The organism is Pseudomonas sp. AF32, from assembly GCF_022342325.2.
In the GTDB taxonomy this organism is placed as follows: domain Bacteria; phylum Pseudomonadota; class Gammaproteobacteria; order Pseudomonadales; family Pseudomonadaceae; genus Aquipseudomonas; species Aquipseudomonas uvaldensis.
Genome location: NZ_RQJK02000009.1, coordinates 39,675 through 57,430, shown reverse-complemented (window position 1 = coordinate 57,430; position 17,756 = coordinate 39,675). Strand labels below are relative to the sequence as shown.

Genomic DNA, 17,756 nt, shown 5'->3' with positions numbered 1-17,756 from the left:
CGTCAGGGCTGGCCTCATCGCGAGCGGGCTCGCTCCCATAGAAGAGGGTGCTGTCACAACTACCGTGATCACACCGAACCCACGTGGGAGCGAGCCTGCTCGCGATGACCGACTGACCGGCAGCACCGCCACCAAGCCTTAAACCCAGCGCCCGGGCTCCCCGATCAACTGCCCCTGCACCCCGAACAAGCCCATTTCGCGGATCACCGCCAGTTCCCCCTCAGTCTCTACCCGCTCGGCAATCAGCGGCAGGTCTATACTGTGGGCGGCGCGCTGGATGGCTTCGATGAACAGGCGCTTGTCGCTTTCCTGGTCGATGGCGCGGATGTAGCTGCCGTCGATCTTCAGGTAGGCCAGCCCCAACCGCGACAGGTTGCCGATCATGCTGAATCGACCACCGAAACGTTGCAGGCTCAGGGAGAAACCGAGTTCGCGCAGGCGCCGGGTCAGCTGCTCCAGTACCGCTTGCTCCGGCAATTGCTCTTCGCCGATCTCCAGGGTCAGGCGCGGCCCAAGGTTGGAATGGGACCGCAGAATCTCGAAGATTTTATTCAATGCCTGGGCATCGGCCAGGGTGGCTGAGGACAGGTTCAACGCCAGGGCGTGTTCGTGCTCGACCATCTGTTTGAGCACCTGCTCGAGCATCAGGCGGTCCAACCGCGCGGTCCAGCCAAAACGCTCCAGCCAGGGCAGGAAACGCCCGGCGGGGATGGTCTGGCCCTGCTCGTCCAACAGCCGGGAAAGCACCTTGTAATGCAGGACCACCTGGGTGTCCTGGGCCGCCACCACCGGTTGGAAGTACAGCTCGAACCGTTGATTGTTCAACGCCGCGTCCAGCAATGTGTGCCAGGCATGATGATCGTCGCCGACGCTGACCGATGCACTGTGTTCCAGACAAGCCCAACCCGGTTCGCCCTGGCTTTCGGCCTGAGCCAACGCCTGGTCGCCAAGCTGGAGCACCGCTTGTGGGGAGTCGCCGTGGACAAACGGCGCCAGTCCGATGGACGCCACGGACGCCACGTCGGTCGCCCCGGTGGCATGCAGACTCGCCAGCGCGGCTTCGAGGTTCTGCGCCAGCTGCACGGCTTCCTCACGTACCAGTCCCGGGGCCAGCACAGCGAATTCGCCACCGCGGATGCGCGTCACCAGATTCTGGGTTTCAGGGTAGCGGGCGCTCTCGCGCAGCAATTGCTCGCCCACCGCTTTAAGCAGTTGGTCGGTACGCTGTCCGCCCAATCGCTGGTTCAGACCAGCCAGGTCCTTGACCCGCAGCAACAACAGATAACCGGAACTGGCCTGCTCGGAGCTGCTCACCCGGGCGTTGAGCTGCATTTCGAAGTAACGCCGGTTGGCCAGTCCCGTGAGCGTGTCCTGGTAGGACTCGACCCGCAGTTTTTCACTGCGCTCGGCCTGCTCCTCGAACAGCGCCTTGAGCTTCTCGACCATCTGATTCATGGCCTGCACCACACGGCGCAGCTCGGGGGTACGTGGCAGCTCCGGCAGGCTCAGGAATTCGCGGCGGGCGATGGCATGGGACTGGTGCACCATATAATCCAGCGGCTTGAGCTGACGTCGCAGCAGCAAGGCCCCCAGCACTGCACTGATGGCGCCGCACAGCAACAGCCAGCTCAGGCTGCCCAGCGCACTCTGCCAGAGCTTGGCCAGGGCAAACATCGGATGGCTGACCACTTCGACCCGCGCCGCCTGCTCCCAGCCACGGCTGACGATCGCGTCGCCACCGGCCGGCTCCAGGCCAATGAGCTTGACGAACCATTGCGGCACGCTGCCGGCATCCGGAATGCCGGTGCGCTCGACGAGGGTCTTGTCGGTGGCCACATCGACCACGCGGATGCTGGCGTAGTAGCCGCTGTCGAAAATCGAGCTGACCATCAGTTCCACCATCGCCGGGTCATCGATGTTCGGCGTCAGGGACAGCGCCAGCGCCGTGGCCGCGTCCTGGGCGTGGGAGCGCAACTGGTTGACGTACTGGGCCCGCGAGCTCTCCAGGCTGACCATGAAGCTGCCGCTGAAGGCAACCACCAGGAACAGACAGATAGCGATCAACAGCTGTTTGAACAGGGACATCTGAGCGCGCGCTCCTAGTTAGTCTCGACCGGAAAACCTTCGGCCTGCATTTTCTTCAATACATCCTGCCACCGGGACAGGCGCTTGGTATCACTCACTTTCTTGTTGCCCTTGGTGCCCGGCAGCCAGAGCCCTTCGGCGTTGAAAGAGTAGACCGGCAGCAGGTCGGTTCGCTGGCTGGCCGGCTGGATGCCATCGATCAGGCTGTCGAGCACCAATGGCATGGCATCGGGGGTGGCGTAGTAGGTCAGCACCATGTGCGCACGGTTCTGCCGCAACGCCTTGACGTAGGTGATGCGCAGCTTGTCACTGGACACCCCGAGATGGCGCAGGCTGAAATACTTGGCGATGGCGTAGTCCTCGCAGTCGCCAGCGCCCTTCCACAGGGCCTGAATCGGGGTTTCCCAGTAATCGACCTCATGCCACAGGTCGATGTCTTCCACGTAGCGCACCTGTTTGTTGAAGAACAGGTTCACCACCTTGAGCTGTTCCAGTTCCGGAATTTGCTTCTGGGTCGCCAGCAATTTCTGCCAGGCATCGATCCGCTGCTGCCCTTCGCCCAGCGGCCCGTACAACGCCTGCGCCCGCCGGCTGATCTGCGCAAAGTCCCAATCAGCCCTGAGAGCGCCCAGCATGAGGCCGGCCAGCAACAATGCCGAACACAACCAGCGCAAGGACCTGAAGACAGGAGAAAGTGCAGCCAAGGGAAATACGTCCGGAAAGGGCCGTGAGTCATTCGTTGGATGGTGAAGCCTGGCCCGGGAAAAGACAATGGCAGGATGGAATCACTGCGGACACGCTAAACTTTAGTTCAGGAACCGGAGCCGTGAGATTTTGACGGCATGACAAACTGTAACTAGTGTTGGCTTGGATCCAATTTCGTTACTACCAGCCAGGGTGCGTTGTCGTGACACAGAAGCCCAAGCCGTTAAGCACTATCCAGGTCAACAAACCCGTCCCTGCGGCTCAGGCACGGTCGATCATCGAAGCTTCCCTGCGCGAGGCCATCCTCGACGGTCGCCTGCCTCGCGGCACCGCCTTGCGCCAGCAGGAGCTGGCCGACCTGTTCGGCGTGAGCCGCATGCCGGTGCGAGAAGCGTTGCGTCAGCTCGAAGCCCAATCGCTGCTCAACGTGGTCCAGCACAAAGGTGCCGTGGTGGCCCCGTTGATCACCAATAACGCCATCGAAACATATGCGTTGCGCGCGGTGCTGGAAGCATTTGCCCTGCGCCTGTCGATTCCATTGCTGGATGACGATGACCTGGCCCAGGCCGCCCGTTATATCGATCAGCTGGAAACGCAGACCGATCACAGTGAAATCGGCAGGCTCAACCGGCTGTTCCACATGTCGCTTTACCACAAGGCGCCCAACAGCAAGCTGCTGGACCTGATCGAGCGCGAACTCAGTGAAGAAGAGCGCTTCCTGCGCTTTCACCTGTCCTCCATGGGACTGGGCAAGCTGACCCAGGACGATCATCGCGCGCTGCTCGAAGCAGCGGCGGCCAGAGATATCGATCAGGCAGTGGCGCTGCTGGAGCGCCATCTGGAAAAAGCCTGCGTGACCATTCGCCGGTACCTGGAGCAGTCTCCAGGCTGACCCGCCTATCGACCCGCGTATCACTTTCTTACACATCCTTCCTACCGGCCTTCCCGCCTCCACGGCGGGCTTGGCCGTGGACGCGACGCATCGTCGTGTCGGCCTAATGGCACTGCCGTCGATTTGGGCTCACTCTTGCGTTTGTCGATTCAAGAAACAGACCTGAAGAAGTCAGCGTCCGGCCATCAGCCTGGCGAATCGAAGCCACCACGCAAGGAGCGTCGCCCAACCGGCGGGATGATCGAGTGTCCGACCGATATCCCTCCCTTAATACACAAACTTCCTTATTTCCTGTTCCCTGAAGTGCTCCGAGTGAGGCATTCACTCGAACTTTTCGATTCTGATGACAATCCATCGGAAGGAGCAACTTCGACCCAATAAAACTTATATATAAAGTTTTAACCAGCCTCTTCGCGCCCAATAAAACCACAAATAAAAATAATAAAAAAAGTTCTTGCGACTCACTTATTACGTGTATTAGTTTTTTCGCTGTCGAGCTTTTATCGATGATCACATTCTTTACCAAAAGCCCATGAACAAAGGCCCACAAGCCCGGCACAGATGGTAAAGCAAACACTTTAGCTATTCATGGATTCCGGTTCAGGCCCCCGCTCGCCTTGATTAAATCTCGAGCCGCCTACTGGTCAAACATCATTGATGAGGACGTTCCAATGCAGCCAACCAAAGAACAACTTTTTCTGAAAAAACGTGAACTTGGGCAACATCCGGTTTTTTCCGAAATAACGTCAATTGATCTGTTGCGCCGTTTTATGGAAAGCCATGTGTTTGCCGTGTGGGATTTCATGTCGCTGACCAAACGGTTGCAGCGGGAATTGACCTGCGTCCACCTGCCCTGGCTGCCGCCGGCCGATCCGCAGGCGGCTCGCCTGATCAACGAGATCGTCCTGGGAGAAGAATCGGACGACCGTCCGGGTGCGGGGTACTGCAGTCACTTCGAACTGTACCTGGACGCCATGCGCGAGGTCGGTGCGGATACCCGGGCGATTGAACAATTCATCACCTTGCAGCAGGAAGGTGTCAGCCCCGACACAGCACTGGACAGCGTCGAAGTCGAACCGGCGGCGGCGCGGTTCGTTCGCCAGACTCTGCACACCGCCCTGCACGCCCCGGCCCACAGCGTGGCGGCTGCGTTCGTGCACGGCCGCGAGAGCGTCATCCCGCAGATGTTCCAGCGCATGTTGGATGCCTGGGGCATCGGCCTGGACCAGGCGCCGACGTTCCGTTACTACCTGCAACGGCACATCGAAGTGGATTCCGAAGATCACGGCCCGGCGGCGGAGAAACTGCTGGCCCGGCTGATCGATGGCGATCCGCAGCGCGAAGCCGAGGTGTTGTCCTCCGCGCTCGCCGCCGTGAACAGCCGCACGGCCCTGTGGGACGGCCTGCGCGAAAGCATGAGCCAGCCGGTTGCGCAGGTGATGCCATGAACGCCATCCAATACCAGTCTTTCGCCGACACCTGGGAAAGCCGCGCCACGATCCGCACCCGGCCACGGCGTCGGGTCGAGAACGACGACAAGCTGATTTTCCCGATGAGCCGTCAACCCCTGGTGCACAGCCAGACCTTTCTCAGCCATTGCCCACAACTGCGCGATTTTGTGCTGGTGCAAAGCCTCTACAAGTTCATCAACGACGTGGTGATCTTCGAGACGGAGCTGGTGGACCACACCGCCCGGCGCATCGCCAAGAATCGCTTCGGCATCGAGTTCCCGTTCGCCTGCCGCTACGACGCGATGACCGTGGTGGTGGACGAGGATTATCACGCGCTGGTGGCAATGGATTTCATGCAGCAGACCATCGACATGACCGGCATCGCACCGATCCCATTACCGACACAGATCGAACTCAGCCGGGCCATCCCCGCGACGCTGGCCCAGGCGCCGGAACACTTGCTCAGCGCCGTCGAATTGATCTGCATCGCCATTGCCGAGAACACCGTGACCAACGAAGTGGCCGCCTTCGCCCGGGACGACTCGGTCAAGGCATCGATCAAAGGGTTGATGGCCGATCACTTACTGGACGAGGGCCGGCACTCGGGGTTCTGGACGCGTTTGGTGCAGATGTATTGGCGCACCGCTAGCGAAGAAGACCGCGAGGCGATTGCACGCCTGATGCCCGGGTTCATCGCTCAATACCTGGCGAGCGATCTGCAGCAGGCCTTCGATTTCGAGCTGATCGCCCACTTGCCCGTCGACGAATCGGTGCGCCAGTCGCTACGCGAAGAAGCCAGCGCGCTGGCCTATCCCATCAATCGCTATCACCCGCTGGTGGGCAACATCACGCGCTTTTTCCGCAGCAGTTCGATGCTCGCCTCCCCCTGCGTGCGTGATGCCCTGGCCGACTACCTGATCCCATGAGGAGCCCCCGATGAGACGCCTCGAAATTGCAGTGCCTGGCACAAGCCAGGCCATGGCCGAATTGGCCCGAGAACTTGAAATGCACGGTCACGGGATCGTGGATGCTCAATCACCTGTCGACCTGTTGATCGACGACGGCACGGTGCAGTGCGCCATTGAAGCCCGATCCTGTCTTCAAGTGCGTGTGGCATTACGCACGGTGCCCGGCGAGGCACTGCCGCAACCCGTCGTGGTGTTCCGCGACGGGGCCCAGCGCCTGCTATGCCAGGAAACTGTTGCCATGCAAAGCTGCGGCAACGGTCAATCCTTGCGGCTGAATACACTGGCAACAGTGGTCGAAACCGCTGCTCGGCTGGTCAGTCAGCTATCCCGGGATGCAACCTGCTTCGATCACTGGCCGGCGCCTCATGTCGACGTTGTCGATCAGCCTTTACATGGGCTCGATGCGCTGGAGCCACTGGCTTTCGAACACCGGCTCAATCGAGCCTCCGTGCCCTGGCTGCTGGCCGCCGCCGAAGTCCCGGTGATGCATGACATCGAACAGCACATGCTCGATGACGCCCTGTCACCGGCGCTGTGGGCCGACGGCAAGCTCACCGACTACAAAACCTTGCGCAGCGAAGCGCTGAAGTTGCAGCGCGCCATGCTGGAACGGTTGGCGCATGCCTCTGTTGACACAAGGCCTGTGGGAGCAAGGCTTGCCCGCGATACTGACACAGCGGTACCCAACCAGACCGAGCCATCGTTCATCGCGGGCAAGCCTTGCTCCCACAAGCCTCGCTCTCACCAGCCTTCCCTTCACCAGCCTAGCTCTCAAACGGTGATTGCGCTGTGCCTGCCAAAATCGGCGCAGTTGTACGCGGCCATCCTGGCGGTGCTGGGCTGTGGCGCCGTGTACCTGCCACTGGATCCGCAACACCCGGCGCAACGTCGACGCTTCATCCTGGAGAACGCCAAGGCCGACCTGCTGCTGCACGACGGCAGCACCGACCTGGGTGATCTCCCGGTGCCCACCCTGAACGTGCACCGGCTGCCCTCCGCCAGGCCGGATTTCCCCGCCTCGCTGATCCGCCGCACAGTAGACATCGACGAGCCGGCGGTGGCGATCTATACCTCGGGTACCACCGGTCAGCCCAAGGGTGTGCTGCTCAGTCATCGTAACCTCAGCCATTTCTGCGCCTGGTACGGCAACCATGTCGGGTTGCAGCGCAACAGCCGGGCGTTGCAGTTCTCCACCATCAACTTCGATGCGTCGCTGCTGGATATCCTGCCGACTTTCATCCAGGGAGCGCTGCTGGTAGTACCCGGCGAAGACCAACGTCGCGATCCGCGCCAACTGGTCGAGCTGATCCGCTCACAACAAGTCACCCATGCCTTCCTGCCGCCCGCGCTGCTGAGCGTGATGCCCCTGGAGGAGCCGCTGGGCCTGACGCACCTGATCACCGGCGGGGATGTCTGCGAGCCGTTTGTGATCGAGCGCCTGGCGCCACATTGCCGGTTTCACAACATTTACGGCCCGACGGAAACCACCGTGCTTGCCACCACGCGGCAATTCACCGGTGGCGACAACAACCGCAACCTGGGGGTGCCCATTGCCAACGGTCGGGTGCTGATCCTGGATGAACACCTGCAACCGGTCCCGGAGGGCACACCGGGCGAACTCTATATCGCCGGGCCTGGCGTCGGCCTGGGCTACCTGAATGACCCGACGCTGACCGCCAGCCGCTATCTCGACCTGTCGCTGCCCTGCGAGCGCACGCTACGGGTTTATCGCACCGGCGATATCGGCCAGTGGACCGAGCACGGTATCGAACTGTGCGGCCGTCGCGACAACCAGGTGAAGATCCGCGGCTTTCGGGTCGAACCGGAGGAAATCGAGCATTGCCTGCGGGAAAGCCAGTTGTTCCGTCAGGTCGCGGTCGGTGTGGATGAACGTCGCAGGATCCTGGCGTTCCTCGTCCATCCACAGGAAGACCGGCCCGGTGCCGCACTCCAGGCCTTGCGCGAGCATGTGCAACGGACGCTGCCCGCCTACATGCATCCTGGCGCCTACATCGAGCTAGCCAACCTGCCCTACACCAGCAACGGCAAGGTCGATCGCCGGGCCTTGCTCGCCCTGTCGGTGCAGGTCCAGTCCGATAGTCAGCACCGACAGCCACAAAACCCGCTGCAAGCGCAGTTGCAGCAGCTGTGGGCCGAGCTGCTGGAGCTGCCCGCCGAAGACATCGCCGTCGATGAAAGCTTCTTCAACCTGGGCGGGCATTCGATCCTGCTGTCGCAGATGCTGCTGAACATCCACCAGGCTTTCGGCCGCAGCCTGTCGATCAATCGCTTCATCGAAGCGCCCACGCTGATCACCCTGGCGAAATTACTCGACGGTCCCGAAACAACGGGTGTATCGGTGCTCAGCCCACAGGCTTTCATCGATGCCGAAGCCGAACTCAACATCGATCCGCTGCCCGTCAGCCAGATCGGTGATGTGCACAAGGTGGTGGTGACGGGCGCCAACAGTTTTCTCGGCGTGCACATCGTCGAAGCCTTGCTGGCCTGGGGCGCCACCGAAGTCGCCTGCCTGGTGCGTGAGTCCGCCGGGCAAAGCGCGGCACAACGCTTTTCCCAGGCCCTGCAGGACAATCGCCTGACTCATCTGGACCTGAGCCGGGTCAGCGTCTACGCCGCTGACATCACCCTGCCGCAGTTGGGCCTGCCGGATGACGTCTACACCCGCATCGACCGCACCTTCGGCGCGCTGGTGCACAACGCCGCCCACGTCAATCACGTCCTCGACTACGAGTCGCTGGCGCGGGACAACGTGGAGCCGATCTTCGAATGCCTGCGCCTTTGCGAAGGGCGCAGCAAGAAAATCTTCAACTTCGTCTCCACCCTGTCGGCCTCCAGCGCCTTGGGTGATGACGGCCAGGTGCTGGAGCAGCCCGCCGCACCGACGCCGCCCATCTACATCAAGAATGGCTACAACCTGTCCAAATGGGTCGGTGAACGGATCCTGCAACGGGCCCGGGATCGGGGCGTGCGGGTCAACCTGTTTCGCCCCGGCAACATCAGTTTCAACAGCCTGACGGGGGTCTGCCAGCCCCACAAAAACCGTTTGATGCTGATGCTCAAGGGCTCGATCCAACTGGGCCAGGTGCCGGCCCTGTCACTCAATTTCGACTTGATGCCCGTGGATTTCCTGGCCCGTTTCATCGCCTTTCATGCCAGCCGCTACCAGCCGAACCAGGCGGTATTCAACCTGCACAACCCCGAGCCTTTGAGCTGGGACGATTACGTGGCGTCGTTTCGCGACAGCGGGCGGGAGTTCTCGCTGGTGAGTGTGGCGGACTGGCAGCGCCAGCTGGGCCGGGTCGACTCCGATAACGCGCTGTTTGGCGTGCTGGGTTTCTACCTCAACGGATTCGAGGAGGACATCGGCGACATCTCGATGATCCGCCACGACAACGCCCGGACCGGGGTACGGCAGATGGGCGCCCGCTACCCGGAAAAGTCACCGGCCCTGCTGCGACGCGGCGCCGACTACCTCAAGGCCATCGATTTCATCTGAAGTAACTCAACCCCAAAGCAAGGAGCAATACCATGAGTGCATTTCAACCCGACACCCTGATAAAGAACCCCCACGCCTGCCATGTCGAAACCTCGGTGGAGATACAGACCGATGCTGCTCGTGCCTGGGAGCTGGTGGGCGACTTTGGCGGATTCAACCGCTTCATCCCGGCACTGGCGCGCATCGAAATGACTGGCGACGGCGTGAGGTCCCTGCGCAAGAAGTTCTTCACCGACGGGCAGAACCTGGTGGTGGAACAGCTCAACAGCCGGGACGACCAGGCCATGCACATGACCTGGACGCTGATCTACAACACCCTGGGCATCGACAACCTCTGGGCGGCGATGCGCGTCGAGCCACTGGCGGACAACCGCTGCCGCGCCACCTGGACCATCATCGCCGACCACACCGACGCCCACACACCCTCGGGCTTCAGGGACTTCCTGCAAGGTTTCGCCGATGAGGCGATGGGGAATGTGAAGGCGATGCTCAAGTAACCATCGCTAGTACCTTGTGGGAGCTGAGCTTGCTCGCGATGGCGGTGGAACGGCTTACAGCGATGTCGGTCGTACCGATATCATCGCGGGCAAGCCTTGCTCCCACAGATTTTCCTTCCGGTGACAGTCTTCTGCATCAGATCTTGAAGCTGTCCACCAACTGCTTCAGCCGATTGGCCTGTTGTGACAAGGCATCGCAATCCTTGAGGGTTTCATTGAGGTTGGCGACGCTTTGCTGGTTCAACAGGTTGATGTGGCTGACGTCCATGTTGAGGGTTTCCACCACGGCGGTCTGTTCTTCGGTCGCCGCGGCGACTGATTGGTTCATGCCGTCGATCTCACCGATACGCTGCGTCACGCTGACCAGCCGCAGGCCGGCCTGGTTGGCGACGTCCACGGTTTCGGCGCTGGAGGCCTGGCTGGCGTTCATCGTGGTCACCGCTTCGCGAGAGCCCACCTGAAGCGAGGTGATCATCTTGTGGATCTCCTCCGCCGACTCCTGGGTACGGTGCGCCAGGTTGCGCACTTCATCGGCCACCACCGCAAAACCACGCCCGGCTTCACCGGCACGGGCCGCTTCGATGGCAGCGTTCAGCGCCAGCAGGTTGGTTTGCTGGGAGATGCCCTTGATGACATCCAGGATGTGCCCGATGTTGTCGGTGCTGGCGTTCAGGGTCTCGATCTGCGTGCAAGACAGGCTGATCTTCTGCGACAGTTCGGTCATGGCCTGGATGGTTTTTTCCACCACCTGACGACCATCGTCGGCCTGTTCGCTGGCGCCACTGGCGTGTTGCGAAGCATCGGCGGCATTGCGAGCGATTTCCTGGGTGGCAGCGCCCAATTGGTTGATGGCCGCCGCCACGCTGTTGGTCCGCGCGCTTTGCTCATCCGATCCCACCAGCGAAGCGTTGGACGAGGTCATCACCCGCTGCGACAGGTCGTGCACTTGCCGGGTAGCAGAAGACACTTCGGCAATCGACGCGTGGATCCGCTCGACGAACTGGTTGAACGAGCCCGCCAACACCGCGAACTCGTCCTTGCCGTGCACCACCAGACGCCGGGTCAGATCACCCTCCCCCTGGGCAATGTCCTGCATGGCGCGGCCCATGGCGGTCAACGGACGCATCAACACCTGGATCAACAGACTCAGCAGCAGCGCAATGGCCGCCACCGCAACGAACATGGCGATCAGGGCCGAAGTCCGGAACTGGCTCAGCGGGGCATAGGCCTTGTCTTCATCGATCGACAGACCGATGTACCACTGCGCATTCGGCAGGCCCGCGACCTGCGTGAACGACAGGATGCGATCCTGCCCGTTCAGTTCGACTTCCTGGATGCCTTTCTCGATGCGCACCGGCGTTCCAGGGTAGATGTCCTTGAGGTTCTTCATCACCTGGTCCTTGTCCGGGCTGACGATCACCTGACCGTCACCGCTGACCAGGAATGCGTGGCCGATCCCGCCGAAATCCACCGAGTTGATGATTTTCACCAGGGTGTCGAGGCTCAGGTCTCCGCCCACGACGCCGAGCAGTTCGCCGTTTTTCTTCACCGGCAGAGCAATGGTCACCACCAGCCCACCGACTGCCGCCGAGTAGGGCGGGGTGAGCATCGTTTTATCGGCGCTCACGGCCTGTTTGTACCAGGGACGCTGACGCGGGTCGTAGCCGTCGGGCATTTTTGCGTCAGGGCGCTGGGTGAAGACACCGTTGGCCTGGCCCACATAGGTGAACTGGAAGTTCGAGGTCAGCGCCGGCTGGTCCACCAGCCCCGCCAGATCGGCATTGGCGCCCTGATGCGCAATGTTCTGCGCGAGGTTCTCCAGCACCAGCACCCGGCCACTCATCCAGTTCTGGACGCTGCTGGCCGTCAATTCGCCGGATTGCTCGATGGAAGATTCGAGGCTGCGGCCGATGGTATTTCGCTGCAGATAATCGTTGTAGAGGGTGAAAAGCGCGAACGCCAGCACCACTACACCAGAGGCGGCCAGCAGGATCTTATGGCTGAACTTGAGATTCATCGATGAGGCTTCTTATGCAAAGAGTTGGGGTGCATTCCGGGTTGCAACGTTCCATGTAACAGCGTGGGCGGGAGGTAACCCGCTCCAATTTGGTGCACGCATGATTCTCTGTCGGCAAGCCCGCGAAAAAAATTAGGGCTTTCAAACATCAGGCGACGGAAGGATGACAGTCGAATGGTGGTTGCAAATTCCCTGAACGCTGATGACAATGCGACCTATTATCATTTGTGACACCCAGGGCGTCGCGTTCATGTCATCTCCCGAGTTTGCAGTACAGGCGCTCTACAGCAGTCATCACGGCTGGCTTCATGCATGGTTGCGCAACCGGCTTGGCAATGCCGCTGATGCGGCGGACCTGGCACAGGACACCTTCGTCCGCTTGCTGCAGCGCACCGAACGCCTGGAACTCAAGGCCCCGAGAGCTTTTTTGCGCACCATTGCCCAAGGCCTCGTCATCGACCACTGGCGACGGGAAGAAATCGAGCGCGCCTACCTCGAAACCATAGCCCATCTGCCGGAAGCCGAAACCCCCGGCGCCGAAGCCCAGGCGTTGATCCTGGAACTGCTCGAAGCCATCGCCAGAATGCTCGAAGGCCTCAAGCCCAAAGTGCGCAGGGCATTTCTGCTGGCCCAGTGTGAAGGCCTGACCTACAAGCAGATCGCCGAGCAAATGGGCGTTTCGTTGCGTTCAGTGGAACGCTACGTCGCCGATGCGCTGTATCACTGTTACGTGTTGCGTTATGAAAACTGAACCCATGGGCCGTCGTAGCGGCCCTTCGCAGCAAGTGGTCAAACAGGCGATCAACTGGGTGCTGCGCCTGCGCAACCACGCCACCCATCCCACTCTGCACCAACAGTGCGAGGCCTGGCGCGCCACTCATCCTGAACACGAACTGGCCTGGCAACGGGTGCAATCGCTGCACAGCGAACTGACCTCGAACCTGAGGGCCGTGCCCGGCGCTCACATTGCCCTCGAAACCCTGGAAAACAGCGCCCGGCGACTCAACCGCCGCCAGGCTCTGAAATTGCTCTCGGGGGTGGCGCTGCTGGGCTCCGCCGCGTGGCTGGGCAAGGACCTGGGCTGGCAGCCGTGGAGCGCCGATTTCGCCACCACCATTGGCGAGCGACGGGGTTTCCAGCTACCGGATGGGACGCGCCTGGAGCTCAACACTCAGAGCGCAGCCGATCTGGACTACACCTCCCGCCAACGCCTGATCAACCTGGCACGCGGTGAAATCATGGTCACCTGTGGTCGAGATCCGGAGCGGCCCTTACTGGTACGAAGCCGGCAGGGACTGTTCGAAGGCATCGAGGGCCGCTTCGTCGTCCGCCAGGACAGCGACTGCACGCGCCTGAGCGTCAGCAGTGGCCGGGTGTTGATCCGTTCGCACGCTGACAGCAACGGGGATCCCTTCCAGGTGAATGCAGGGCAGAGCTACCTGATCACTTCATCCACGGCCACCGTTGCGCCGCCGCTGGACATGGATGCCGGCGCCTGGGCGGACGGGTTGATCGTCACACGCAACATGCGCCTGGAAGACTTTCTCAACGAGGTAGGGCGCTACCGCCGGGGTTACCTCAAGTGCGCCGCCTCGATTGCGGACTTGCGGCTGTCAGGCGTCTTCCGCCTGCAGGATACCGACAAGCTGCTGGCCGTGCTGCCGCGCACACTCCCGGTGCAGATACGTTATCGGACCCGTTGGTGGGTCACGGTGGAACGTCCTGCCTGATTTTTTTTGGCGGGTTTTGAGCGGCTGACCGGCTAGGAAGGTAATCAACGCTTTTCTGCCTTCAGCGACTCCAACGGAAACCTGTAAATGACCGAGCGCGTAAACCTCAAGACCCCCTTCGGCGGTTCCTCGCAAACCCGACTGCTGCGCCAGGCCATCCGCGCCGCGCTACTGACCACGGCGCTGGGTGCCGGCGTCGCGCCGGTACTGGCGGTCGCCGCCCCCGACAGCGTCAGCACCAGCCGCCAGAGCTACAACATCCCGGCCGGACCGCTCAGCGACGTGTTGAACCAATTCGCTCGCCAGGCAGGTATTACCCTGGCCAGTACCCCGGAGCAGACCCGTGGCGTCCAGTCCCCCGGTCTGCAAGGCGAATACTCGACCGACCAGGCCTTGAGCCATCTGCTCGGCGGCTCAGGGCTGGTTGCCGTCAGCCAGGACGGCAACAGTTATGTCCTGCAGACCGAAGCCGAGGGCAGCACACTGGCCTTGCCAACCACCGATATCAAAGGGTTTGCCCTGGGTAACGCCCTGGGCAGCATGGAAGGCTACAACGCCACCCACAGCCAGGTCGCTACCAAAACCAGTACTGCGTTGCGGGAAACGTCGCAAAGCGTATCGGTGGTCACTCGCGAACAGATGGACGACCAAGGCGCACAGACCGTGTCCCAGGCCATGCGCTATACCCCTGGCGTGCTGACCAACCCCTACGGCGCCACCCACCGTTACGACTACGTGGCGATGCGTGGCTTCAACGATGGCTCGGTGGATAACATCTACCTCGACGGCCTCAAGTCCATGGGCGACAGCGGCACCTACAGCTCCATTCAGATCGACCCGTACTTCCTGGAGCGGGTCGATATCCTCAAGGGGCCGTCCTCGGTGCTCTATGGCCGCAGCTCTCCCGGCGGCCTGGTGGCGCTCACCAGCAAGAAACCCCTGCACGAGGCTTATCGCCAGGTCCAGGCGACGGTTGGCACCCAGGGCCAGCGTGGCGTGGGTTTCGACTTCACCGGGCCGGTAGACGATGACAAGCGCATCGCCTATCGCCTGATCGGTTTGGCGGACACCTCCGACACCCAGTTCGATCACAACAAGGAAAAACGCTTCGCCCTCGCGCCCACAGTGAGCATCGACTTCACCGAAGACACCTCGCTGACCCTCCAGGCCTACCTGCAACACGACCCCGACGGGGGCTACCATGGTGGCATGCCCGCCGACGGCACCTTGCACCAGCGCAACGGCCGCCGGATTTCCGAAAACTTCTTCGAAGGCGAACCCGGCGTCGATCGCTATGAGCGTGACCAGCAATCGTTCGGCTACCAGTTCGAGCACCGCTTCAACGATGTCTTCACTGCCCGGCAGAACTTCCGTTACCTGGATTCGGAGGTCAAGAACGACCAGGTCTATGCCTACGGCTGGACGACGCCCACCAGCAACGAGTTGAACCGCTACTACACCGGTGCCGAAGAAAAGCTCCACGCGTTCATCGTCGATAACATGTTGCAGGCCGAATTCTTCACCGGCGCGACGAAGCACACCGTGCTGACGGGTGTCGATTATCAGCGCCGCAAGACCGTGGTCGACTGGACCAGCGGCAGCCTGGCGCCGATCAATGCCTTCGATCCGGTCTATGGCAACTCGGCCATCACCTATTTCAGCCCTACCAGCTATCTGCGGCGTCTGGAGCAGACCGGCGTTTACCTGCAAGACCTGATCGAAATGGACAAGTGGCGTTTCTCCCTTGGCCTGCGCCAGGACTGGGTCGAAACCTCGGATGAAAACCGCATCGCCGAATCGGGTCGCCCGCAAGGCACCGAAATCAACGACAAGCGCACCAAGCTCACCGGCCGCGCCGGAGCGTTGTACCTGTTCGACAACGGCCTGGCGCCGTACATCAGCTACTCCGAGTCGTTCAATCCCAACTCCTATGCCGACAGCGCCGGCAACCCGCTGCCGCCGACCGATGGCAAGCAATGGGAGCTGGGCCTGAAGTATCAGCCACCGGGCACGGATGACTTGTACACGGCGTCGCTGTTCCGCATCGATCAGGAAAACCTGGCGACCAAACTGCCCCAGGAAAACTTCTACCGTGCCGTGGGGGCCGTGCGTTCCCAGGGCCTGGAACTGGAAGCGCACCTGCAGTTGACCGAGCAGCTCAAGCTGTTGGGCAGCTACACCTTCACCGATATCGAATACTCGAAGTCGATGGTCAGCACGTTGAGCACCCCGACCGACATCATCGAAAACAAAGGCAACTCACCGACCCAGGCCCCGCGCCACATGGCTTCGGTGTGGGCCGACTACAAGTTCGACAGCGGCGCCCTGGATGGCCTGCGCCTGGGCGGCGGCGTGCGCTATGTCGGCTACAGCTGGGCGGATGCGGAGAACACTATGAAGGTGCCTTCCTACACGCTGTTCGACGCCTCGGTGGGGTATGACCTGGGCAAGGTCGGCTTGAAGGGTGTGGACGTGCGCCTGAATGCCAACAACCTGACCAACGAAACCTACGTGGCCTCGTGCGCCAGCCTGAGTTATTGCTACATGGGCGAAGAACGCAACGTGGCGGCTACTGTGAGCTACCAGTTCTGACTCATTCTTCATCACCTACGGCACCCTGTGGCGAGGGGATTTATCCCCGCTGGGCTGCGCAGCAGCCCTTTGACTGTCGCCACGTGGTGTCAGGCCTGATTGCATTCAACCTTTTTGGGGCCGCTGCGCGGCCCAGCGGGGATAAATCCCCTCGCCACAGGGTGTTTTTTATCCCTGAAATTGTGCACCTCAAACCCGAACGGCCTTCCCTTTCTCCCGCACCACACCTTCCTGGCGCACGAACCGATTCGCCCGCCCGAACGTGCCAATGTCATTGAACCGCACCCCCATCTCCCGCATCACCCGGTGGGCCACCGGCACCGTCAATTGACGGATGTAGAACGGCTCCTTCACCACGAAGTGGTGGATCCCGTGACTGCTGCCGAAGTTGAAGCAGAACGCCTGCAACGGCCACAGCCACCACGCATTGAGCACCTGAGTCTGCTGCATGACATTGCCCGGCTCGACGTCGCCGTAGTAGTGCATGTTCGAGCTGATGAAATGCAGGCAAAAAGTGCGCAACACGTTCGGACCGATGATCACTACCGCCGCGATGTCGATGACATGCATCACCGCCAGGGTGTCGGCGGACCAGTCGATCGCGGTGCCGAGCAGGCCGGCAATGCCGTTGGCTGCGTGAAAGCCGAGAAACACATACCAGGCTCCCCAGTGCAACAGCGCCAGCGGGAAATAGACCTTTAGCGTGCGCTTGAGAATGCTGCGTTTGTGGGCCCATGTCCTGGCCCGGAGCAGGCGGATGAAGGCTGACATCACGTTGTCGCCGACCATCAGCAATCGCGCCAGCCCCCAGGGCTCTCCGTTGGTGATGGCCCGCTCTTCCATGTCGGCTTCGCTGCCGGAGACCTTGTGGTGATTGAGGTGCAGGTGTCGACGGATCCACGGGTTGATGGTGCTCGGCCGTGCCAGCCATACCAACCCCATCATCAGGTTGTGGGGCAGGCGCTGCTTGCGAAAGTACATGCTGTGGATCAGGTCATGTTCCAGCTCATGGGTCAGGGACGCGAAAAACGCGTTGAGCAGCAGGCATGCCCAGCCGTCCAGGTGGCCGTTGAGGTACAGCAGGGCCGATCCGATCATCCCGGTCAGGGCGAACGCCAGGATGCACACCCCCAGCGCGTTCTGATGCCTAAGGATCGGATAACGCCGGCGCAATTCATCGCCTCGGGCCAACACCACTTGGCGAATATGGGCAGCTCGTTGTTGTGCATTCAATCGGTCGGGACTTGCGCAAGTGCCATGCATGGCTTACATCCTCTAGTAACGATGTGCTCATCCTGACGG

The 17,756-nt window shown here is 61.4% G+C and carries 12 protein-coding genes; 8 read left to right on the top strand and 4 right to left on the bottom strand.

The features are described 5' to 3' along the window. Nucleotides 1-138 precede the first annotated feature (138 nt). Nucleotides 139-2,085 (bottom strand): cyclic di-GMP receptor LapD, encoded by a 1,947-nt coding sequence (gene lapD, locus EGM97_RS10685; RefSeq protein WP_238964715.1) that lies wholly within the window; start codon nt 2,083-2,085, stop codon nt 139-141. 14 nt (nt 2,086-2,099) lie between these two features. Next, complete coding sequence (lapG, locus tag EGM97_RS10680) at nt 2,100-2,789, bottom strand: cysteine protease LapG (protein WP_238964716.1); 690 nt, start codon at nt 2,787-2,789, stop codon at nt 2,100-2,102. A gap of 203 nt (nt 2,790-2,992) precedes the next feature. On the opposite strand from lapG, the gene EGM97_RS10675 reads away from it, so the two are divergent. From EGM97_RS10675 to EGM97_RS10655, 5 genes are all read left to right on the top strand, one after another. Next, a complete protein-coding gene (locus tag EGM97_RS10675) occupies nt 2,993-3,682 on the top strand; it encodes a GntR family transcriptional regulator (RefSeq protein WP_238964717.1) in 690 nt (229 codons plus the stop codon). Nucleotides 3,683-4,353: 671 nt separating this feature from the next. Then, nucleotides 4,354-5,130, top strand: coding sequence for a DUF3050 domain-containing protein (locus tag EGM97_RS10670; RefSeq protein ID WP_238964718.1), 777 nt, complete (start codon nt 4,354-4,356; stop codon nt 5,128-5,130). Next, the gene (locus tag EGM97_RS10665; protein ID WP_238964719.1) at nt 5,127-6,059 is read left to right on the top strand and encodes a diiron oxygenase; all 933 of its coding nucleotides are present in this window, start codon (nt 5,127-5,129) and stop codon (nt 6,057-6,059) included. The genes EGM97_RS10670 and EGM97_RS10665 overlap by 4 nt, the downstream gene beginning before the upstream one ends. Before the next feature lie 10 nt (nt 6,060-6,069). Next, nucleotides 6,070-9,618, top strand: coding sequence for a non-ribosomal peptide synthetase (locus EGM97_RS10660; protein WP_238964720.1), 3,549 nt, complete (start codon nt 6,070-6,072; stop codon nt 9,616-9,618). A gap of 32 nt (nt 9,619-9,650) precedes the next feature. Further along, on the top strand, nt 9,651-10,115 hold the full coding sequence (locus EGM97_RS10655; RefSeq protein WP_238964721.1) for an SRPBCC family protein: 465 nt from the start codon (nt 9,651-9,653) through the stop codon (nt 10,113-10,115). 136 nt (nt 10,116-10,251) lie between these two features. Here EGM97_RS10655 and EGM97_RS10650 read toward each other — a convergent pair whose 3' ends face one another. After that, nucleotides 10,252-12,132 (bottom strand): methyl-accepting chemotaxis protein, encoded by a 1,881-nt coding sequence (locus EGM97_RS10650; RefSeq protein WP_053152000.1) that lies wholly within the window; start codon nt 12,130-12,132, stop codon nt 10,252-10,254. Between the two features lie 250 nt (nt 12,133-12,382). Here EGM97_RS10650 and EGM97_RS10645 point away from each other — a divergent pair, with 250 nt between their 5' ends. The 3 genes from EGM97_RS10645 to EGM97_RS10635 all read left to right on the top strand — a co-directional run bounded on the left by EGM97_RS10645 (nt 12,383) and on the right by EGM97_RS10635 (nt 16,454). Beyond that, nucleotides 12,383-12,883, top strand: coding sequence for a sigma-70 family RNA polymerase sigma factor (locus EGM97_RS10645; RefSeq protein WP_238964735.1), 501 nt, complete (start codon nt 12,383-12,385; stop codon nt 12,881-12,883). Further along, a complete protein-coding gene (locus EGM97_RS10640) occupies nt 12,873-13,862 on the top strand; it encodes a FecR domain-containing protein (protein WP_238964722.1) in 990 nt (329 codons plus the stop codon). The genes EGM97_RS10645 and EGM97_RS10640 overlap by 11 nt, the downstream gene beginning before the upstream one ends. Nucleotides 13,863-13,949: 87 nt before the next feature. Then, on the top strand, nt 13,950-16,454 hold the full coding sequence (locus EGM97_RS10635; protein ID WP_238964723.1) for a TonB-dependent siderophore receptor: 2,505 nt from the start codon (nt 13,950-13,952) through the stop codon (nt 16,452-16,454). Between the two features lie 189 nt (nt 16,455-16,643). Here the strand turns inward: EGM97_RS10635 and EGM97_RS10630 are convergent, their stop codons facing one another. Continuing rightward, the gene (locus tag EGM97_RS10630; RefSeq protein WP_238964724.1) at nt 16,644-17,717 is read right to left on the bottom strand and encodes a fatty acid desaturase; all 1,074 of its coding nucleotides are present in this window, start codon (nt 17,715-17,717) and stop codon (nt 16,644-16,646) included. Between the last annotated feature and the right edge of the window lie 39 nt (nt 17,718-17,756).